General features: G+C 61.7%; 24 protein-coding genes. 12 read left to right on the top strand and 12 right to left on the bottom strand.

Annotated elements, in window-relative coordinates; genetic code table 11:
- Nucleotides 1-4: 4 nt before the first annotated feature.
- The 8 genes from HF931_RS08850 to HF931_RS08815 all read right to left on the bottom strand — a co-directional run bounded on the left by HF931_RS08850 (nt 5) and on the right by HF931_RS08815 (nt 4991).
- Nucleotides 5-457 carry a Na(+)/H(+) antiporter subunit B gene (locus tag HF931_RS08850; RefSeq protein WP_035555645.1) on the bottom strand — a complete coding sequence of 151 codons (453 nt, stop codon included), beginning with the start codon at nt 455-457 and terminating at the stop codon, nt 5-7.
- The gene (locus HF931_RS08845) at nt 454-1086 is read right to left on the bottom strand and encodes a DUF4040 domain-containing protein (RefSeq protein WP_051602943.1); all 633 of its coding nucleotides are present in this window, start codon (nt 1084-1086) and stop codon (nt 454-456) included. Before HF931_RS08845 ends, HF931_RS08850 begins: the two co-directional genes overlap by 4 nt.
- A gap of 5 nt (nt 1087-1091) precedes the next feature.
- Nucleotides 1092-1463, bottom strand: a complete 372-nt coding sequence (gene mnhG, locus HF931_RS08840; protein ID WP_035555642.1) for a monovalent cation/H(+) antiporter subunit G — start codon at nt 1461-1463, stop codon at nt 1092-1094.
- Nucleotides 1456-1749, bottom strand: coding sequence for a monovalent cation/H+ antiporter complex subunit F (locus HF931_RS08835; RefSeq protein WP_035555640.1), 294 nt, complete (start codon nt 1747-1749; stop codon nt 1456-1458). The genes mnhG and HF931_RS08835 overlap by 8 nt, the downstream gene beginning before the upstream one ends.
- Complete coding sequence (locus HF931_RS08830; RefSeq protein ID WP_035555636.1) at nt 1746-2234, bottom strand: Na+/H+ antiporter subunit E; 489 nt, start codon at nt 2232-2234, stop codon at nt 1746-1748. Before HF931_RS08830 ends, HF931_RS08835 begins: the two co-directional genes overlap by 4 nt.
- 95 nt (nt 2235-2329) lie before the next feature.
- On the bottom strand, nt 2330-3529 hold the full coding sequence (locus HF931_RS08825; protein WP_035555632.1) for a DUF2336 domain-containing protein: 1200 nt from the start codon (nt 3527-3529) through the stop codon (nt 2330-2332).
- Nucleotides 3530-3604: 75 nt separating this feature from the next.
- On the bottom strand, nt 3605-4066 hold the full coding sequence (locus HF931_RS08820) for a DoxX family protein (RefSeq protein WP_035555629.1): 462 nt from the start codon (nt 4064-4066) through the stop codon (nt 3605-3607).
- 100 nt (nt 4067-4166) lie between these two features.
- Nucleotides 4167-4991 carry an isocitrate lyase/PEP mutase family protein gene (locus HF931_RS08815; RefSeq protein ID WP_273243166.1) on the bottom strand — a complete coding sequence of 275 codons (825 nt, stop codon included), beginning with the start codon at nt 4989-4991 and terminating at the stop codon, nt 4167-4169.
- Between the two features lie 164 nt (nt 4992-5155).
- On the opposite strand from HF931_RS08815, the gene HF931_RS08810 reads away from it, so the two are divergent.
- The 10 genes from HF931_RS08810 (at nt 5156) to HF931_RS08765 (ending at nt 14880) form a co-directional block, all read left to right on the top strand.
- Nucleotides 5156-6607 (top strand): MFS transporter, encoded by a 1452-nt coding sequence (locus HF931_RS08810; protein ID WP_035555622.1) that lies wholly within the window; start codon nt 5156-5158, stop codon nt 6605-6607.
- 50 nt (nt 6608-6657) lie between these two features.
- A complete protein-coding gene (alr, locus tag HF931_RS08805) occupies nt 6658-7713 on the top strand; it encodes an alanine racemase (protein WP_035555619.1) in 1056 nt (351 codons plus the stop codon).
- Complete coding sequence (locus HF931_RS08800; RefSeq protein ID WP_035555617.1) at nt 7691-8503, top strand: MlaE family ABC transporter permease; 813 nt, start codon at nt 7691-7693, stop codon at nt 8501-8503. Before alr ends, HF931_RS08800 begins: the two co-directional genes overlap by 23 nt.
- Nucleotides 8500-9264, top strand: coding sequence for an ABC transporter ATP-binding protein (locus HF931_RS08795; protein ID WP_027837996.1), 765 nt, complete (start codon nt 8500-8502; stop codon nt 9262-9264). Before HF931_RS08800 ends, HF931_RS08795 begins: the two co-directional genes overlap by 4 nt.
- A 261-nt stretch (nt 9265-9525) precedes the next feature.
- A complete protein-coding gene (locus HF931_RS08790) occupies nt 9526-10122 on the top strand; it encodes a hypothetical protein (RefSeq protein WP_272981612.1) in 597 nt (198 codons plus the stop codon).
- Nucleotides 10123-10239: 117 nt separating this feature from the next.
- Nucleotides 10240-11622, top strand: coding sequence for a DNA repair protein RadA (gene radA, locus HF931_RS08785; protein WP_035555610.1), 1383 nt, complete (start codon nt 10240-10242; stop codon nt 11620-11622).
- Nucleotides 11615-12160, top strand: a complete 546-nt coding sequence (locus HF931_RS08780) for a CvpA family protein (protein WP_035555607.1) — start codon at nt 11615-11617, stop codon at nt 12158-12160. The genes radA and HF931_RS08780 overlap by 8 nt, the downstream gene beginning before the upstream one ends.
- Before the next feature lie 40 nt (nt 12161-12200).
- On the top strand, nt 12201-13652 hold the full coding sequence (gene purF, locus HF931_RS08775) for an amidophosphoribosyltransferase (protein WP_035555604.1): 1452 nt from the start codon (nt 12201-12203) through the stop codon (nt 13650-13652).
- Nucleotides 13653-13673: 21 nt separating this feature from the next.
- Nucleotides 13674-14396, top strand: coding sequence for an SDR family NAD(P)-dependent oxidoreductase (locus tag HF931_RS08770; RefSeq protein WP_035555602.1), 723 nt, complete (start codon nt 13674-13676; stop codon nt 14394-14396).
- Between the two features lie 4 nt (nt 14397-14400).
- Nucleotides 14401-14880 (top strand): GNAT family N-acetyltransferase, encoded by a 480-nt coding sequence (locus HF931_RS08765; RefSeq protein WP_273243160.1) that lies wholly within the window; start codon nt 14401-14403, stop codon nt 14878-14880.
- Here HF931_RS08765 and HF931_RS08760 read toward each other — a convergent pair.
- Entirely contained in the window at nt 14877-15479 is a 603-nt protein-coding gene (locus HF931_RS08760; RefSeq protein ID WP_273243159.1) for a glutathione S-transferase N-terminal domain-containing protein, read from the bottom strand. The genes HF931_RS08765 and HF931_RS08760 overlap by 4 nt on opposite strands.
- Before the next feature lie 11 nt (nt 15480-15490).
- The gene (locus HF931_RS08755) at nt 15491-16507 is read right to left on the bottom strand and encodes a 2'-deoxycytidine 5'-triphosphate deaminase (protein ID WP_035555593.1); all 1017 of its coding nucleotides are present in this window, start codon (nt 16505-16507) and stop codon (nt 15491-15493) included.
- 65 nt (nt 16508-16572) lie between these two features.
- Between HF931_RS08755 and metZ the strand changes: the two genes are divergently transcribed.
- Together metZ and apaG are read left to right on the top strand one after the other, a co-directional pair.
- Nucleotides 16573-17775, top strand: a complete 1203-nt coding sequence (gene metZ / locus HF931_RS08750) for an O-succinylhomoserine sulfhydrylase (RefSeq protein WP_273243158.1) — start codon at nt 16573-16575, stop codon at nt 17773-17775.
- A 25-nt stretch (nt 17776-17800) separates the two neighbouring features.
- Nucleotides 17801-18217: a Co2+/Mg2+ efflux protein ApaG gene (apaG, locus tag HF931_RS08745; RefSeq protein ID WP_035555589.1), complete on the top strand. Its 417-nt coding sequence runs from the start codon at nt 17801-17803 to the stop codon at nt 18215-18217.
- 6 nt (nt 18218-18223) lie between these two features.
- On the opposite strand, the gene HF931_RS08740 is transcribed toward apaG, so the two are convergent.
- Nucleotides 18224-18967 (bottom strand): DsbA family protein, encoded by a 744-nt coding sequence (locus HF931_RS08740; RefSeq protein WP_035555586.1) that lies wholly within the window; start codon nt 18965-18967, stop codon nt 18224-18226.
- 98 nt (nt 18968-19065) lie between these two features.
- Nucleotides 19066-20448: a M48 family metalloprotease gene (locus tag HF931_RS08735; protein WP_035555583.1), complete on the bottom strand. Its 1383-nt coding sequence runs from the start codon at nt 20446-20448 to the stop codon at nt 19066-19068.
- Nucleotides 20449-20462 lie beyond the last annotated feature (14 nt).

Genomic DNA, 20462 nt, shown 5'->3' with positions numbered 1-20462 from the left:
CGGCCTACCAGTCCTCGTCGCGGATTTCGGCCACGCGGCCAGCAAAGGCATAGAAGATCGTCAGCATGGCCCCCGAAACGCCGAACAGTACGCCCAGTTCGATCAGGATGATGCCCACATGCTGGCCATGATGGCCGCCGGGCTCTTCCTGGAAAAGCGCTTGATATTCAAGATACTGTCCGCCCTGAAGCAACGCCCAGAAACCAACACCCGCATACAGCAGCACACCGATGGCGGCGACCGAGCGGGTAAAGGCTGGCGGCACGGCCCGCATGGCGGAGGGAACCCCGAAGACAAGCGCGTAAAGAATGACGCCCACAGCCAGGATCACACCGGCCTGGAAGCCGCCGCCCGGACCGAAATCGCCATGAAACTGAACGTACAGGCCGTACAGGACAATGACCGGGATAAGCGTCTTGGTAATGACGCGCAGGATGACGTGATGGTCGCTCTTCATGAGTCGCTCTCCTCGTCTTCGGCATCAGATTTCGGGGCGTTCTTCGACAGATTCTTGTCTTCGTTGCGGATGGTCTCGGCCAGGGATCGCTCGCCAAAACCCAGCAACAGCGCAACGGCGATACCCGCCACGAACACAACGGTTGTCTCGCCCAACGTATCAAAGCCGCGATAGCTGCCCAGAACTGGCGTAACCACGTTCTCGATGCCGGTATCGTACCAGGCCACACGCAGATAGGTCAGGCCAACGCCCGTATTCGCCGGGGAGTTCGGATCACCCACAGCCGGCAAATCGACCGTTGCATAGATCAGCATGATGCCGGTCGCGATGCAGACGAGCAGTGGCCCGAGCTGGCGTAGCGATTTCTCCGGCTTGGCGGTGCGCGACGTCAGCAGCATGGCGCCAAGCAGAACGGCGGTAGACATGCCCGCGCCAACAGCAGCCTCTGTAAAGCCGACATCCACAGCGTCTACGGCGACGTACCAGACCGCGGAGACAAGCGAATAAATGCCAGACAGCATCACAATGGCAAACAGGCTGCGAAGCCGTGCGATCGCAATGGCCACTACGAAGAGAAGGCCCAGCAGGACAATATTGACCAGCGCGAGGCCGATATCTGGTTCACTCATGGCCATCAGGAATCCAGTCCTTCCTTGTCATGTGTGTCGACAGGCCCGATCAGCGGCTGCAGGCCAGCCGTGTGCGCCGCATTGGCTGCCGCATGCGACGAGGCCGGGCTGGTCAGGTAGATGAAGACGAAGATCGCGACCAACTTGCTGACAACCATCCAGTCCGGCGCCATCAGCGCCATGCCAAACAGAAGCAGCGTCGCGCCTGACGTATCGGTTACACTGGCCGCGTGGAGCCGTGTGTAGAAATCCGGGAACCGCAGGACACCAACCGTGCCCACCACACAGAGCAGCGCGCCGCCCAGGCAAAGCGCTGCGCCGAGCGGAAAGCGCACAACCTGCCACCATTCAGCGATTGATACGACCAAATCAGCCATTGCCACCTCCCTGCCCGCGACGGACCAGCGGCACCTGGAAAGACCGGTACCGGAAGAATTTGAGGATCGCGATCGTCGCTACGAAGTTGATCAGCGCGTAGAGAATGGCGATGTCCAGGAATTGAGGGCGCCCCATCACAAAGCCCAGCAGGCCAAGCGCCAGCACAGTCTTCGTGCCGAACGAGTTCACGGCGAGCACACGGTCATACAGGGTCGGCCCTGCGATCGCGCGGATCAGCAGAAGCAACATCCCGAACAGGACAGCAATCAGGGCGGCGGCGGTCATGCAGGTCTCCTCTTGCCATCTGCGGCCTCGCGGGAGCGGCGGTCCATTTCTGCAAAAGCTTCAGGCTGAGCCGACTGTTCGTACAGCGCATGGACCAGCATCTTGTCGCCCTCAATCTCGACCGTCACCGTGCCCGGCGTCAGCGTGATGGAATTGGCGAACGTCACCTTTGCAAGGTCTGACTCGCAAGCGGTCTTAACCTTCACCAAGGCCGGAGCGATATCGAGATCCGCCTTGAGGCAGGCCTTCACGACGGCCCAGTTGGACTTTGCGATCTCCACCATCAGCCAGGGGAAATACAGCGCGAAGCCGACAATGCGCACATAGGGCGCACCTTCACGGTCAATAATATCAAGCCGATAGGCCAGGATCATACAGACGGCGACAGAAACAGCGCCCAGCGACAACAAGAGAGGAGAGTAATGGCCGGACATGCCCAGCCAGAAGCCAACCAGTGCAACCAGCAACCCCAGAAAGTACGCCACGCGTGCCCCTTTCGCAGATGACCCAATAGGATGAACGCCCTGACCTAAAGGTCTGCGGTCGACTTGAAAAGTGCTTTTCGGACGGTTTTCTGCCCTTACCTGCCAAAAACGAGCCGGACGGTGCGTTGCGGCGAGGAGAAGCTGGCCTCCTCATTCGCCGGGACGTCATCAATCGCCGAGGCGAGCGCGTTTGGCGAGAATGCGGACGACAGCGACCAGTTCCAGTAGCGCAGCGTTGTCTGCGCCTTGGCGACGGTCATGATTTCGAAAATATCGGACACCTTGGCGAATTGCGGGTCGATTTCGCCATCTTCCGTCTGCAGCGGCCGCTTCAGCCCAGCCCACAGGACCGGCAGGAATTCCCTGTTCACGCCTGTTCCCTTGCAGAGCACAGCAATCCCCTCCCCGCCCTTGTCGGTCAGGATCTTCGCTGCGGTCACGGGCTTCAGGCCCGCAAGATAACCGATTTCCTGCGCCAGCTCGGAATCCATCCCGTTCAGCGCCGAGGCGTTGATCGCGTCTTCGAGGCTGTCATACGGACTCTTGTCTATAGCTGCGCGGTTGCGCTGACGGCGTTCGATCAGCTGCAATGCCTTGCGCGTCACGGGATCGGACCAGTTTTCCTCGGCGGCAAGCTCGAACACATCCCGGCACGTGTCGATCACTTCCAACCGGTCGGCAGCGTGACGTTGCAGGATCTTGCGGCGTGTGGCGCTGTCGCTCCACCAGAACATGGCCATGGCCTGGGAAGGCTTGGTCTCCAGCCGCTCAACCAGCAGGTCGCACAGGCTTTCCTCCCCGCGTGAGCGAACGACCAGCTTGTCGATGGCCTGCTCAGGCAGGATCGCCCCGTTGTTCGTCAGCATGTCACGGACCGCCGGGATCTCGGCAAACTCCGCAAGATACTCACACACCGATTCCGGCACCTGCTTGCGCTGGGCGATGATCTGACGGTGCTCCGCTGTGCCGGACATGCAGATTTCCCGCAAATCGCACGCATCAAAGCCTTCATTGCCCTCCAGCACGTGGCGGGCCACCTGAAAGGAACACTGGCCAAGATATCTCAGGACGCGTTTCGGCGCTTCGCGATGCGTCGCCAAACGACGGGCGCACATTTCGCGTTCGGCTTCTTCGGCATGAAACAGGACTTCCAGCAGGATGTCGCCCACCATATGCCGGTCCTGGTGCGCCAGACGCGATGCCGGCATCGACACAAGGTCCAATAAACGCCGGAACAGGGCGTTACGGGCACGCCCGGTCTGTTGCGCCGGCTGGGGTTCCAGTTGATCTTCCATCAGTGCGACCGTCTTCGTTGTAAAGAAAACTGTTGCAGGAAACGGTTAACGGTCTGTGGAAATATATGCGCCGCGTCAGCCCCGGTCTTTTGCGCTCGGGTGTACTACCATCACCAGAAGGCTGCACACGAGCATCAGAATCGCCAGCATGAACAACATGCCGCCATCGGTGGACGTGTTTTGAGGGTCCAGCGAGACAGGCACTTCCCTGCCAAGCCAGGGCGACAGGTGCATGGCCACTGCCCCGCCCAGAATCCCTGCCGACAGGAATGCGCCGAACCGCCGGGTCATTGGCAGGATCAGGAACAGCGCAGCGATCAGCTCAATGATGCCCACAACAACGCGCCCGGTCGGCTCGTACAGGCTGATGCCCGAATTCGTGGCGATGGTCTGGAACACGATGTTCTCGCCCGGCGGATCGAAGAATTTCACCATGCCTTCAGGCGGGTTTGGCAGGGGGTGAATGTTCGCGTGAATGAACATCGCCACCAGAAACAGGGCCAGTGCCCAACTCACGAGATGCCGGAACAAACGCATTCTACATTCCTTTCGCCGGGAGGCCGTTAGGCGGAAGCTAACCATAGCCTCCGGCCGTGGCAACTCAGGCATGCGCGAAGTTAACGTGACATCGCGCTGATCATGTCCTGGCCATCAGACTTGCCCATTCCTGCGTGGCGAATGGTTGCGACTGATAGGAGAACGTCCTCTGATTGAGAATCTCGTCAGCCGCATGGGCCAGCGCACTGTAAGCCGTATTGAGCAGAAGTGGGCCAAGGCTGGCCCGTTTCACGCCCGCCGCTTCCAGGTCAGGAAGGGTAAACGGAAACATGCCGGGAATGGCCAGCACATTGACGGGACGGTCGACGCTTGAGACCACCGTCCGAACGTCGTCGACCGATCTCAGGCCGGGCGCGTAAAGCACATCCGCTCCGGCGTCCTGATAGGCCTGGAGACGGGCGATCGTGTCGGCCAGGTCCGGAATGCCGGTGAAGAAATTCTCCGCCCGTGCGGTCAGTGTGAAATGAAACGGCAGGGCCCGCGCAGCCTCGACCGCGGCGCGCACGCGATCAGCGGCTCTCGCAATCTCATACTGCGGCGCGTCCGGGTTGCGGGTGAAGTCTTCGATGGACCCGCCCACCAGCCCGGCATTCGCACCAAGCCGGATGGTCTCGGCGCAGTCTTCGGGCGTATCTCCGAAACCATTCTCCAGATCCGCACTCAATGGCAGGTCAGTTGCGGACGCCAATCTGGCGATGTGCGCCATCTTCATGTCGCGAGTCACCTGATAGTCTTCCAATCCTTCGGTGGCAGCGAAGCCCGAACTGGTTGTTGCCAGGGCCTTGTACCCAAGACCTGCCAGGATTTTGGCAGATCCGACGTCCCAGGGATTGGGCATCAGAAACATGCCATCCTGTTCGTGCAGGGCTGTAAAACGGGCGGCGCGGTCGGCTTGTGAAATCATAACTGGTCTCCAATGTTCGCCTCCTCCTCAGCATATCTGCGTATGGCGACCCACCCGATTCTTGCGCATCGGTCATGGACATTGGCTCTCAGGTGTCGCACTCCCGGGGGCTTTCCATGTCGGGACCACCTCCATACAGTCCCGCCAATCGTTCCGGAGTGGGCATGTCAGACAAGATGGATGACCTGATTGACGAGATGGCCGAGGACGCGGCCGAAGACATCTCGTCCCCCGTCAGCGGGGTCAGCGGCGCGATCGGCGCCGGCGCATCCCTGCTGGCCACGGCCAATCACTGGCGGGCGCGCCGACTGCGCCGCGGCGTGAAGATCGAACTGCCCGCCTATCTGATGGTCCAGCTCAGCTGGTTCATGGCCTTCGGTCTCCAGATGGTTCTGTTCCCTTACCTGATCACGGGTCAGGAACACCTGCACATGGACGGGCTGGCGCTCGGCCTTGCCAATATGGCCTTGTCGGCACCGTCGGTAATCTTCCTGCTGATCGGCGGCGTCGTGGCGGAGCGCGCAGACGGCAAGCGGCTTTTGATCATCCTGCACCTGCTGGCCGCCGCTCCTGCCCTGTTGCTGGCCTTCGCGGTCTCTCGCGGCGAGCTTTCCTATCCGGCGATGATTGTCTACGGCCTGACCATCGGAACCGTCGGCGCATTCATGATGCCCGCGCGCGATTCGATTGTGAACGAAGTCGTCGAGCGTCGCATGCGTGTCGGCTCCGGTGTGACCCTGCAACTCGGCGTGACGCTCGCCACGATGGCGCAATTCCTTGCTCAGATCGGCGGCTTGATCGTCGGCGGCTATGCCGACAAGCGCACGCTGATGCCGGATTGGCTTGGCGGGTTCGGGATCGGCCCGATCCCTGCGGAACAGCTTCTGGCCATTCAGGGCATGATCCTCGCACTGGGCGCAGGCTTTGCACTGTGGCTTGGACGCGGCAGACAGATCGTGACTGGCGGCAAGGGCATCAAATCCGCACTGGCAGACATCGCAGACGGCTTCCACGCCGTGCGCTCTGACGGAAAACTCTGGGCCATGACGGCGCTGATGTTCGGTGTTGGCATCTTCGTGATCGGCGCGTTTCTTGTCGTGTTGCCGATCGTAAACCGGGATGTGTACGGTTTCGGCTCAGACGGCATCCGGGACATGTTCGTCACCTTCTGGATGGGAGCGTTCGTTTCCTCGGTTGTCCTGTCCATCTTCAAGCGCATCAAGCGTCAGGGCCGCCTGCTGCTGATCGCGCAATTCCTCGCCTCGCTCAGCATCCTCGCCATGATGTGGCGCGTGCCGCACTTTGCCTTTCTCGGCATTGTCTTCATCTGGGGGCTGGCCGCCGGCATCTCCATCGCGATGAGCCGCTCCATCGTGCAGGACGCTGCACCGAAGGAAAAGCTGGCCCGCGTCCTGTCGATCTACCAGTTGGGCTTCATGGCAGGTGCGCCGTTTGGCGCGGCCATCATGGGCGCGCTGGTCGACCTGTTCGGCCCGCAGCGCATCGCTATCGTTCCGGCGGGCGGCATGATCGCACTGATCCTCTGGATGGTCTTCTTCACCCCCGTCTGGAACATGAAAGGCTCCGCCTGGCTGGAGCATCAGGAGCGGAGCTGACGGCTTTGTGTAGATGACACGCCGGTCAAACGCTTTTATCGGAGTGTTGCATGAGCTTCCGTCCCCGCGCCACGGTCCACCTGCCCCATATTGTTGCCAATTGGCAGGCGATTGACCAGCTGCACCCCGGCGCCACAACGGCGGCCGTGGTGAAGGCCAACGGGTATGGGCTCGGCGCGCTGAGAGTATCCGAGACCCTGTCGAAAGCTGGCTGCAGCACGTTCTTCGTCGCCCATATCGAAGAAGGCGTCATGGTCCGCAGAACGCTGGGCGCGGCGCCCCGCATCTTCGTGCTGAACGGCCCCGCCGCCAGAGACTTCCGGTCGTATCGTGAGTCCGGGCTGACACCGGTCCTTTCCAGTGTGGATCAAGTGGATCTCTGGACCCGCAATGGCATCGGCCCGTGCGCGCTGCACTTTGACACCGGCATCAATCGGCTCGGCCTGCCCCCGGCCATGATCGAAACGCAGCTCGATGCCCTGAAAAAGCTGCAACCGGTTCTGGTGATGAGCCATCTGGCCTGCGCGGACGAACCAGATCATCCCCTCAACCAGACTCAGCTCGACCGCTTCACGCAGATCGCGGAGGCTTTCCCGGATACGCCAGCCAGCCTCGCCAATTCCGCAGGCTGCTATCTCGGGCCGGACTATGCATTCGACCTGCTCCGCCCGGGCATCGCGCTGTATGGCGGATCGGACGCCCCAGGCCATGTAGACCTGCAGCCGGGTGTCACGCTGGACGCCCGCATCATCAGCGTGTTCCAGGCCCGTGCCGGAGAGACCGTCGGCTATGGCGCAACCCATACGCTCAAAAAGGACGCCATACTCGCCACGGTTGCGCTCGGCTATGCGGATGGCGTCCCGCGCGCTGGCAGCAATACGCTGATTGGCTATCTGGACGGTTCGCCCTGCCCCGTGCTTGGCAGGGTATCGATGGACCTCATCACGATTGATGTTTCAAAAGCACACGAAGCGGCAAAAACAGGCGCGCGCGTTGAATTCCTCGGCCCGCATGCCAAACTCGAAAATCAAGCGGCGCGCGCTGGCACGCTAGGGTATGAATTGCTTACAGGACTCAGCAACCGTGTCGAACGTTTCTACGTCTAAGCGTGGGGTGCCAAATCCCCTGCAATGGATCGGCGCTGCGGTGCTCGGCTTCTTCGCCGAGATCGGTCGGCTGACCGTATTTGCCAGCCGCGTGAAATTCGCAGCCTTTACCCCGCGCTGGTATCCCGGCCAGGTCTGGCGGCAGGTCGTCAATATCGGCTTCTACTCCCTGCCTGTGGTTGGCCTGTCAGCCGTCTTCATCGGCGCAGCCCTGGCCCTCAACATTTATGAAGGCGGCAGCCGCTATGGCGCGGAACAATTCGTGCCCAGCATTGTCGTGCTCGGCATCACGCGCGAGCTTGGCGCCACGATCACCGGCCTCATGCTGGCCGGGCGCGTGTCTGCTGGCATCTCGGCAGAGATCGGGGCCATGCGCGTCACCGAACAGATCGACGCGCTGGAGACGTTGTCTGCCTCGCCCTACCGCTATCTCTACGCGCCGCGCTTCCTTGCCGCGATCATTGCCCTGCCCCTGCTCGTGCTGGTGGCGGACATCATCGGCATCATGGGGGGCTGGCTGGTCAGCGTCTACGGGCTCGGGTTCGACTCCACCACTTACCTGCGCAACACGCTCGACTTCCTGACCAATGAAGATGTTCTGGTGGGCCTGATCAAGGCGGTCGTCTTCGGCGCGGTGATCGCCATCATGGGCTGTTATCAGGGCGATCGGTCAGAGGCAGGCGCAACCGGCGTCGGCCGCGCAGCGACGCTCTCCATGGTCGGCGCTGCCGTGCTTGTTCTTGCCGCCAACTACCTCATGTCCACCCTGTTCGTGGAGATCGGCCTGTGAGCACGCCCATACTGAGACTCGAGAACGTCCAGAAATCCTTCGGATCGAAACAGGTTCTGAAGGGCGTCGACATCGAAGTGCAGAAGGGCGAAAGCCTCGTCATTCTCGGTGGCTCCGGCTCCGGCAAATCTGTGATGCTGAAGAATGCGCTCGGCCTGATGACGCCGACCGCTGGCAAGATCTTCTTCGACGGGCAGGACGTCACCAAGGCCACCGGCCGCACGCGCGAAAAGATGCGCGCCCGCATTGGCATGCTGTTCCAGTCCGGCGCGCTGTTCGACTCCCTCACCGTCTGGGAGAATGTCGGCTTCCGCCTGCTACAGGTCGACAAGATGCGCCGCAAGGACGCCAAGGAACAAGCCATCGAGACGCTGAAGAAGGTGCGCCTTGGCCCGGATGTGGCCGATCTCTATCCGGCGGAAATCTCCGGCGGCATGCAGAAACGCGTCTCGCTCGCCCGGTCCATCATTTCAAAGCCGGACCTGATTTTCTTCGATGAGCCGACCACCGGGCTTGATCCGATCACGGCAGATGCCATCAATGATCTGATCCTCGAACAGGTGCGCGGCCTCGGCGCGGCGGCGGTCTCGATCACGCATGACATGGCCTCAGCCCGCAAGATTGCCGACAACATCGCCATGCTGTTCGAAGGCAAGATCATCTGGCACGGCCCGGCGAACATCATCGACAATAGCGGCAACGACCATGTCGACCAGTTCGTACACGGACGCGCCGACGGCCCGATCCAGCCCGCGATTTAGGGCTGGCACAACGAACACGGGCAGGTCCACGCACTCCATTCTTGTCATCCCGGAAAACGCACCGCGTTTATCCGGGACCCTTGGCGCTGCCGTTAAAATGGGTCCCGGAAAATGGCTTCACCATTTCCGGGATGACAAGATGTGTTGCTGTGCGCGCGACCGAAAAGAAAGTCCCTAAACGGCTCAAAGCCTGCCCCCCACTTGACCCGCACCTGATCTTCGGGCGCTATCCCGACGCTGTCACGCAGGGGGAGATGCGCCATGATGGACTTTATCAAATATGTCTCGGTGGCGTTTACCGCTGTTTCGCTCGCCTTCACCGGCTGGCTGCAATACGAAAAGTTCCGTCTCGACGGCGAGTGGCACATCGATACCTGTACCGAACAGGCAGATTTGACGCGCTATGAGGGCCTGCATCTCGCTTGGCGCGTCTTCCTGTCAGATGATCCCCTGTCGGCTCCGGTGGTCGGTGATGGCGAAAAGATACAGGAAGCCTTCGCGGCGATCCCCGCCACAGCACGCCATCCTGTGCGTCTGGTCGGCACAAAGGAGATCAACAAGGTGAGCCTGACCGGCCGGTTCGAGGGCCATCGCCGCGCCTCGACCGGACGGTTCGAATTCCAGCCCACCCTGTCGAAGCGCCTCCTGTCTGGATACATCCCCTTCTATCAGCGCAATGTGGATGTGCTGGATGGCAGCTTCGCCTTTACGGCCGGCAATGCACGCGGCCCGGCCCGTGCTGTGCGGCTCGTGAACGGTAAGATACCAGAGGGGATCGCGCCTTTCGCCTGTCTCGGAAAATCCGTCGCCGATCCTCCCCCGCCTGCGGGGGAGGTGGCAGACGGCGAAGCCGGCTGACGGAGGGGGCGGAGGTCAGGTCATGCCCCCTCCGCCCTTCGGGCACCTCCCCCGCGCGCGGGGGAGGATGAACGCAGCCCCTTCCCCCTGCCTGCAAACCCTCATATCTCATTCGGCATGGCCAAGACTGCGACGACTGCCTTTGTGTGCCAATCCTGTGGCGAGGTTCACTCCAAATGGAGTGGCAAGTGCAATGGGTGCGGAGAATGGAACACGCTGGTCGAAGAGACCATCGGTGGCGCGCCGGGCGGGCTCGCCGCGCCGAAGGCCGGCACCAAGCGCTCGTCCAAGGCTGAATTCGTCGCCCTGAACGCCGAAACGGAAACGCCCGCGCGCATCGTGATGGGCGTGGAGGAACTCGACCGCGTCTTCGGCGGGGGCATTGTGCCGTCGTCCGCCACGTTGATCGGCGGCGATCCCGGCATCGGCAAATCGACCCTGCTGCTTCAGGTCGCCGCGCGCCTCGCCCGCAATGGCGTGAAGACGGTCTATGTCTCCGGCGAAGAAGCCGCCGCCCAGATCCAGGAGCGGGCCAAGCGCCTGAAAGTGGCCGAAAGCCCGGTAGACCTCGCGACCGAAACAGATCTGCGCAAGATCCTGTCTGCGCTGAAGGCCGCCAATCCGGACTTTGTGGTGATCGATTCCATCCAGACCATGTGGTCTGACAGTCTGGAAGCCGCGCCCGGCTCGGTCAGCCAGGTTCGCGCCTGCGCGCAGGAGCTGACCCGCTGGGCCAAGAAATCCGGCGCGGCGCTGGTCCTCGTTGGTCACGTTACCAAGGAAGGCAACATTGCCGGCCCGCGCGTGGTGGAACACATGGTCGATGCGGTCTTCTATTTCGAGGGCGAACGCGGCCACCAGTTCCGCATCCTGCGCGCCGTGAAAAACCGGTTCGGCCCGACAGACGAAATCGGCATCTTCGAGATGCACCAATACGGCCTCGCCCCGGCGAAGGAGCCATCGGCCCTGTTCCTGTCCGCTGATGGGGACGCAGAGGGCGGCGCTGCCGTCTTTGCAGCGATGGAAGGCTCGCGCCCCGTACTGGCCGAAGTGCAGGCCCTTGTGGCCAAATCCGCCTATGGCACGCCGCGGCGCAGCGTTGTCGGCTGGGATGGTGGGCGCCTGGCCATGCTGCTGGCCGTGCTGGAGGCGCGCTGCGGCATCAGCCTTGCGGGCATGGATGTCTATCTCTCCGTCGCGGGCGGCTATCGCATCGGCGAACCGGCAGGTGACCTTGGTGCGGCGGCAGCCCTGCTAACCTCGCTTGCCGACATGCCGGTGCCAGAGCGCAGCGTGTTTTTCGGGGAAGTCGCCCTGTCCGGCGCCGTTCGCCCGGTGGCGCGGATGGAACAGCGCCTGAAGGAGGCTGCGCGCCTCGGCTTCACCCATGCCTATGTGCCGGAAGGCAGCCCGACTTCAGTCGATGGCTTGACGATCACCCCGATTAAACGGCTTATCGATCTTGCCCAACTTCTCGCCCCGGACGCCCAGAATGCTTGAGTCCATTACAGCTTTTGATGCCATTGCGGTCGCGGTCATCGTGATTTCCGCCATCATGGCGTTTGCCCGGGGCTTTTTGCGCGAAGTCGCCACGCTGGGCTCGTTTATCGCCGCCCTTGCCGCCGCATACTATGCCCGTCGTTTCTTTGCTGAACCGGTGCGCACGCTGGTGCCGGAAGGGGCAGACCCCGTGCTGGGCGATCTCGCCCTGGTCGTGTTCGCCTTCATCATAGTTTATGTCCTGGTCGCGTGGTTCGGCCAGCGCCTGTCGAAAAACATCCAGGGCGCGGAAGGCATCGGCATGTTCGACCATGTGGCCGGCCTGTTCTTCGGCATCGCACGCGGTGCCATCGCGCTGGTCTTTTTCGCGGTCCTGCTGAATCTGGCACTGGATGAAAGCCGCATCCCGGACTTCATCCTCAATTCCCTGACCTATCCACCGCTCGCCGAAATGGCCGACTATGTGAACGACAATGCGTCAAAAGTCGGAAAAGATGTGCAAGCTGCCCTTCCCTCGGCGGGCAAAACAGGGCAATAGGCCCTCGTCGCAGAACTGTCACTCAGGAGGTGCGTCTCAAATGGTCCTTTTCGATCATGATGACGACAAGCCCCGCGAGGAATGCGGCGTCTTCGGTATCTATGGAAATCATGAGGCCAGCCTGCTGACAGCGCTTGGTCTGCATGCCCTCCAGCATCGCGGGCAAGAAGCCTGCGGCATGATCACCTTTGACGGCAAGCGCTTCCCCTCGGAACGTCATTTGGGCATGGTAGGTGAGCATTTCGGGGGTGATCTCCGAACGCGCCTTCCGGGCCACGCCGCCATCGGTCACAACCGGTATTCCACGCAAGGCCGCACCATGTTGCGGAACGTGCAGCCGATCTTCGCGGATCTCGCCGGCGGCGGGTTCGCGGTGGCGCACAATGGCAACCTGACCAATTCCCGCAAATTGCGCCATGACCTGGTCAAGGACGGTGCGATCTTCCAGTCCACAATGGACACCGAAGTCATCCTGCACCTGGTCGCCCGCAGCACCGGCAAGAACTTCCTCGACCGGCTTGTGGACGCGCTCCAGAAAATCGAAGGCGGCTATGCGCTTGTCGGCCTGACCGGCAAGAAGCTGATCGGCGCCCGTGACCCGGTGGGCCTGCGTCCGCTGATCCTCGGCAAGCTGGGCGAGGCCTATGTGCTGGCGTCCGAAACCTGCGCGCTGGACATTATCGGCGCAGAGTTCGTGCGCGAAGTGGACAATGGCGAAATCGTCGTGATCAGCGACAAGGGTGTCGAATCCTATCGCTTCGCCGCCAAGCGCCCGACCAGCCCGTGCGTCTTCGAATATGTCTATTTCGCCCGTCCGGATTCCATCATGCAGGGCCGCTCCATCTATGAGGTGCGCCGCCGCATGGGCCATCAGCTGGCCGCGGAAACCCCGGCCGAGGCGGATGTGATCGTTCCCGTTCCGGATTCCGGCGTCCCGGCCGCGCTCGGCTTTTCCGAAGCGTCCGGCATCCCCTTCCAGATGGGCATCATCCGGAACCATTATGTCGGACGGACCTTCATCCAGCCGACCCAGACCGGTCGCCAGAGCGCCGTTTCCAAGAAGCACAGCCCGAACCGCGCCGTGCTGGAAGGCAAGCGCGTCATCCTGGTCGATGACTCCATCGTGCGTGGCAACACGTCGAAGAAGATCGTGCAAATGGTACGCGATGCCGGCGCGAAGGAAATCCATTTCCGTTCGGCCAGCCCGCCCATCGTGAACCCGGATTTCTACGGCATCGACATGGCGGCCAAATCCGAACTCTTCGCGGCGATCCACACGCACGAGGAAATGACGAATGAACTGAAAGTCGACTCGCTCGGTTTTCTCTCCGTGCCCGGTCTCTACAAGGCCATCGGTGAGCCCGAACGCAACGCGATGCAGCCACAATTCTCAGACCATTGCTTCACGGGTGACTATCCGACCCTGTTGGTCGACAATGAACACGCCGAGTCCGACAAGGAACGCCAGCTCTCCCTGCTGGATGATGCCTAGCGGACCTGTAAAGGCTTCAGAATGACTGACACCCCACGTCTCATCCTCGTCACCGGCGCGTCCCGTGGCATTGGCCGCGCCGCAGCGCTGGACTTGGCCCGTCAGGGCAACATTGTCATCGCCGTTGCGCGCTCGAAAGCTGCCCTGCAGAAACTGGATGACGAGATTCGCGCGCTCGGCAGCGAAGCCGTCCTTGTGCCGATGGATTTGAAAGACACCAAAGGCATCGAGACCCTCGGCAAGGTGATTGGCGAACGCTTCGGCCGCCTTGACGGACTGGTCGCAAATGCCGGCATTCTGGGCACGCTCGGCCCGCTGGAGACATGCGGCCCACGCAGCTTCGAGGAAACGATTGCGACGAACCTCAATGCGAATTTCCACCTGATCCGCGCCCTGTCGCCCTGGCTGCACCAGTCAGATGCGCCGCGCGCCGTGTTCGTCACGTCCAGCGTCGCCCGCCATCCGCGCGCCTTCTGGGGCCCGTATCAGGCCGCCAAGGCCGGGCTGGAAGCGCTCGTCATCGGATGGGCGGACGAAAACGAAAACATGAAGCTGCGCGCCAACATCTTCGATCCGGGCGGCACCCGTACCGGCATGCGCGCCGAAGCCATGCCAGGCGAAGACCCGATGACCCTTCCGACCCCGGAAGAGGTGGCCGCCGAAATGGTCAAGCTGGTCAGTCCGGACGAAACCCGCACCGGCGCCTGCGTGGTCTATCGCGAACTGGCCAAGGCAAAAGGCTGATCGCGTGAGCGATCCCAACTATCCTGTCCGTTCTGCCACGCTGGAAGACCTGCCTGCGCTGAAAGCCTGCGAGCAAGGCATCATTGCGGCGGAGCGCCCGTATGATCATACGCTGAAGCCCGATCCGATCAGCTATTATGATCTTGGAGAACTCGTGCAGTCAGACGATGCAGAAGTCGCGGTGATCGAAATTGACGGAAACATCATCGCGACCGGCTACGCCCACAAGCGCCCGTCAAAAGCATATGTCGCGTCAGACCATCACGCCTATCTCGGCTTCATGTTCGTCCACCCGGATCATCGCGGCAGGGGATTGAACCGTGTCCTGATTGATCATCTGACTGAATGGGCCCGCACACGCGGACTGCCGGAACTGCGTCTTGAGGTTTACAGCAATAACGCTCCCGCTCTCCGCGCCTACGAGAAAACCGGCTTCAAACCCTACATCACCGAGATGCGGCTAAATCTGGATGAACAGCCTTAGGCGGGCGGCACGGTCAGGACAAAACTCACGCGCCGGGAGATTTCGGAAAACCATTCCACGAGGTCCGGATGCGGCGCGCGCCAGTTCAGGTCCGGCAAGCGGAAGTCGAGATACCCAAGCGCGCAGGCATAACTGATCCGGCCAAGGTCGAAGCTCGCCTCATCCGCCTGGATGTCTTCGGCCATATCGTCCACGCCGCGATGAATGGCGGAAATCCACCGCGCCTGCCAGAACTCGGATTGCTGTTCCTCTGTCCTGCGGGATTCCATGACCAGGCTCAGCGCCGCGTCCAGAATGCCATCGCCCAGCGCCTGCGCTTTCAGCACGCTCCAGCACCGCGCGCCATCCGCCGGCAGCAATGGCTCGCCGCCCGCCTGATGGTCGAGGTATTCACAGATCACCGGACTGTCGAAGAGGTGCGTTCCATCATCCAGCTCCAGCGCGGGTATCTTGCTGAGCGGATTGCCAATCCTTGTGGCCGCATTCTCCGCCATCGGATCCGCGCGTACCAACTCGACCGCATCTTGCAAGCCCTGCTCTATGATCAGCACCCGAACCTTTCGGGCATAGGGCGATGTTGCGGAATAATAGAGCTTCATGGCGTGCGCCTTCAGATACGGAAATGCTTGGAGAGCCTAAGGCCCTGCCCCTGATAGTTGGAGCCCTTGCCCCCATAGAGCCCCTTGGGCTTTGAGGCCATGCCCTCATAGATCAGCTTGGCGACCGGCTGGCCATGCTCCAGAATGAAGGGCACATCGCGTGAGCGCACTTCCAGCACGGCGCGGCTGCCACCGTCATTCATGCCGAAGCCCGGATCGAAAAAGCCGGCATAGTGCGCGCGAAACTCGCCCAGCTCTGGTGCAATCGGCGCCATCTCGGCCGCTTCCATCGCGCCAACCTTCACGGTTTCACGACTGACAAGAATGTAGAATTCTTCCGGGTTCAGAACAATTCGGCCGTCGCGCGGCCAGACTGGCTCCCAGAACTGGCTCGCCTCATGCGCCGCAAGGCCCCGCAGGTCCACGATCCCGGAATGGTGCTTGGCACGCCAGCCCACCGGCTGGTCGCCCTTCACTTCCAGGTCAATGGAAACGATTTTCTCTTTCAGGGTCTCCGGCTTCTTCCGCTTGAACCGGATCTGCGCCAGTCGGTCGCCCGGCCGCACCATGATGGGAAAGGTGCGCGGGCTGACCTCCAGATAGAGCGGCCCTGAATAACCAGTTGGCACTTCGTCAAACGCGCGAGACCGATTGGTGACAAGGCGCGTGAACACGTCGATCCGCCCGGTGGAGCTTTTTGGATTGGCCCGCGCCGCGATGCCCGGCGGCAGGCGCAGCGATTCCATCAGCGGCACGAGATAGACGCACCCCGTCTCCAGAACCGCGCCCTCCTTGGTCAGGTCGATCCGGTGCATGTGAATGCCCGGCTCCTGAAGCATTTCGGCGACGGTGCGGTCCTTCCCCGGCAGGAAGCTGGCCCTCAGTCGATAGGCATCCTCGGCCAGACGCAGATCAAGGCTGGCAGGCTGAACCTGTCCCTCGTCCAGAGGCAGGTCAAACCGGATCGCCTCCGCGCGCACCAGCGCCTCGATTTCCTGATCAGACAATACACCCGAATCGTCGGCCATCACTTGCACCCCTTACCTTCTCAGGCATAAGACGCACTTCAGGAAACACAAGGGACCAACCTGACATGGCAGACGCACCGGGCGAGAACGCAAAGAAGGGCTGGAAGCCCGCCACACAAGCTGTGCGCGGCGGCCTCATGCGGTCCGAGCATGGCGAGATCTCCGAAGCCCTCTACCTGACCTCCGGGTATTCCTATGACAGCGCCGAACAGGCCATGCGCCGCATGGCGGGCGAAGAGGACGGATTCGTCTACTCCCGCTATGGCAGCCCGACGTGTGAAATGCTGCAGCAGCGCCTCGCCCTGATCGAAGGGGCCGAGACTTGCCGCGTCGCTGCGTCCGGCATGGGGGCGATTTCCACGGCCATCCTCGCCCCGCTGAAGGCAGGTGACCGCGTTGTGGCCGCCACCGCCCTGTTCGGTTCGTGCCGCTGGATCATCGCCAACCAGATGCCGAAATTTGGCATTGAGACGGTGTTCGTCGATGGCGCAGACCTTGAGGCCTGGGAACGCGAGATCGCCAAGGGCTGCCAGCTCGTACTGATCGAAAGCCCGGCCAATCCCCTGCTGGATGGGGTCGACATCGAAGCCGTGGCGAAACTCTGCAAGGCGGCCGGCGCGACGCTGGTCGTCGACAACGTATTCGCCACGCCAATCCTCCAGAAACCGCTGGAGCTCGGCGCGGATGTCGTCGTCTACTCAACCACCAAGCATATGGACGGACAGGGCCGCGTCATGGGCGGAGCCATCCTGTGTGATTCTGCGCGGATGGAAGAAATCTATGATCCGTGGCTGCGCCATCTCGGCCCGGCGGCCTCGCCGTTCAACGCCTGGGTCGTGCTGAAGGGGCTCGAAACGCTGAAGCTGCGCGTGGACCAGCAGACCCGCAATGCGGCGCGCCTCGCCGATGTGATCGCCGACCATCCGGCCATTGCCGCTGTGCGCTATCCACACCGCGAGGATCATCCGCACTACGAAATCCACAAGCGCCAGATGAGCGCAGGCGGAACGATGATCGCCTTCTCGCTGAAAGGCAGTCAGGCCGAAGCATTCAAATTCCTGAACGCGCTGGAGCTGGTCGATATCTGCAACAATCTCGGCGACACCAAGACGCTGGCCTGCCACCCCTCCTCCACCACACACCGCGCGCTGAGCGATGACGAGCAGGCTTCAATGGGCCTAGATCGCAGCTGGATCCGCATGTCCGTGGGATTGGAAGATTCTGACGATCTTGTAATGGATTTGACGCGCGCCCTTAACAGTGTGTGAACGAATTGGATTGAATTTTACCTAAATGGGCAGACGGGTTCCTCCTCCACAGTATGAGCATGTAACGGATGGCGTGCGCATTCGCGTTCGCCCGAAATTCATGCACGACGAGTCAGAGCCCGCCCGCGCGCGCTTCATGTGGTCCTATACGGTCGATGTGGAGAATGAGAGCGAACAGACCTGGACCATCGTCCGGCGGCATTGGCGCATTGTCGATGCCGAGGGGCGTCGGCAGGAAGTGGATGGAGACGGCGTGATCGGCCAGACGCCGACGCTCGGCCCCGGTGAACGTTTCAGCTATACGTCCGGCGCGCCGCTGGCTGCGCCCTCCGGCATCATGGGGGGCACCTATGATCTGGAAGGCGAGGATGGCCGCGTGCTGATCGCCACCATCCCCATGTTTTCCCTGGACAGCCCGTACGAAACGTCGCTGCCCTCCTGATCCGGCCTAGCCTTTCAGGCCTTCCTTGATCAGTTCGTTCACGCGGTCACGATTGGCGCCTTCAATGAACTCATTGCCGATGAAGAAGCTTGGCGTCGCTTCCACGCCCAGCGTCCGGGCCAGCTGTTTGGAATCAGCCAGCTTGCGCTGAATATCCATCGACTTCATGTCCGCCCGCATCTTCTGGACGTTCATTCCGACGTCTTCTGCAACCTCGTCGAGCTTGGCTTCGGTCAGGTCGTTATTGTTCTTGATGTCCATCAGCGCGAGATGGAACTCAAGGTACTTGTCCTGCTTGCCTGCGGCCAGCGCGGCGAGGGAAGCTGTCTCGCTGATGCCGCCAAAGATCGGCAATTCCTTGAACACAACGCGCACATTGCCATCATACTCTTTCGGCAAGGCCTGGATCCAGTCGGTGGAGCGTTTGCACCAGCCGCAGCGATAATCGAAGAACTCGACCACGGTGATCTCAGCATCTGCCGGGCCGATCGAATAGTCGCCCGGATTGTTGTAGATCGCATCGAAATTGCTCGCGATGGCCTGTTGCGCCTCCGCTGAGGCAGCCGCTTTCTGTTTGGCTGCCAGCTTGATCAGCGCTTCCTCGATGATCTCCGGATTATCCAGAATGTACTCGCGTACGACCTGTTCCATCGCTTCGCGGTCCGCCGCGGCGGGGGCGGAATTGTCGGCGCAGGCAGTCAACGCAAGGGCGGAGCCAGCGGCCATCATTGAGGTCAGTTTGAAATTCATGCGGAATGCTTCCTGTTCACAGGTCAGAGGGATTTGCCGTCACATATACGGCGTCGGCGCGTCGCGTCCATCCGGCCTGACGCAAAGTTGATCGCTGGCTATTGGGCCGAGAATGAAAGGCGCGGCCCGCGGCGATACATGTCGCGATTGTCGGGATTGTTGGCGTCTGTCACCAGCAGGATGTCGTCTGCGCGGCGATAGTCCGGCGTGCCCGGCTCCAGGCTTTGCACGGCGAAGTGCGCAAACCGGTTGGCACGTACAATGTCTCCTACCGCATAGGCAGACTCCGCCGTTGCCAGCTGCGCATCGGCGCGGCGCCCCTGCTTTTCGTAGGTGATGGCCAATTGAGCCCAGGCGAACGCATTGTTCGGCTCTGCCAGCAGTGCATCGCGCAACGCCTTTTCCGCAGTGTCCACATCGCCCGGCTCATCCCGTGCGTTCAGGGAGCGCGCCAGATTGATGAGCAGCAGCGGCTGGCCCGGCTTCAGCTCCAGCGAGCGGGCATGAGGCGCAACAGATTCTGCAGCCCGGCCACTCTCGAACAGTATCTGGCCTTTCAGCTCCCAGTAATAAGGGTTCTCGGGGTCTTCCTCGACCAGTGTTTCGACCTGTTCCAGCGCGCGATTGATGTCAGACGCCTGCATTGCCGCGATGGCACGGGCATAGCGCGCAGGCTGGCTCTGGTCGCTGGCGGGATACTCCCGCGCCACCTTGTTCGGCGTGTCCAGAAAGCCGATCAGCTTGGCGCGCATCATCTCATACTGGCGCTGCTCAACATCCGTCGGCGGCAAATCCATCAAGCCGGTTTCCTCGGCCAGCATCCGCACATTGCGGATACGGTCAGAGGCCAACGGGTGCGCCCTAAAATATGGATAGCGACGCGCGCTGGACAGCACTTCCTGATAACGGAAATTCTCGAAGAATTCGACGATGCCGCGCGGCGACTGGCCCAGCTGGGTCAGGTATTCCACTGCGGCGGCATCCGCCATCGCCTCTTCAGAACGCGTATGCGTGAAGAAGTTCAGCGCCGCGAATTGCTGCGACGATCCGATCAGCGCTGCACCTGCACCGCCCTCTCCGGCGGCCATTGCCAGAATACCGAGGCCGATGGAAAGCAGTGCCGGACGCATCGCCACGCCAGCAGCGCGCGACCGGCTGACCGAGTGGCCACAGGCGATGTGACACGTCTCATGACCGATCACGCCCTTGATCTGCAGCGAGGAATCCGCCGCGATGATCAGGCCGGTGTGGATATGAATGTTCTGGCCATTCGCCACAAAGGCGTTCAGCGACGGGTCATTGATCAGGTAAAGGCCAACATCATTCGGCTGCAGGCCCGCAACCTCCAGGATCGGATCGGTCCAGTCCCGCAAGGTTTCCTCGATCTCCGCATCGCGGATCAGGCTTTGCGCCGTTGCACTCGCAGCCATCAAGGCGGCCAGGGCAGCCGTTGCGGCCAGTTTCAGGATATTCCGCGCCATTCAGAGCGCCTCCT

Source organism: Hyphomonas atlantica corrig. (genome assembly GCF_017795365.1).
GTDB classification, from domain to species: Bacteria; Pseudomonadota; Alphaproteobacteria; order Caulobacterales; family Hyphomonadaceae; genus Hyphomonas; species Hyphomonas atlantica.
This window is presented reverse-complemented; position numbering and strand designations above follow the sequence as displayed.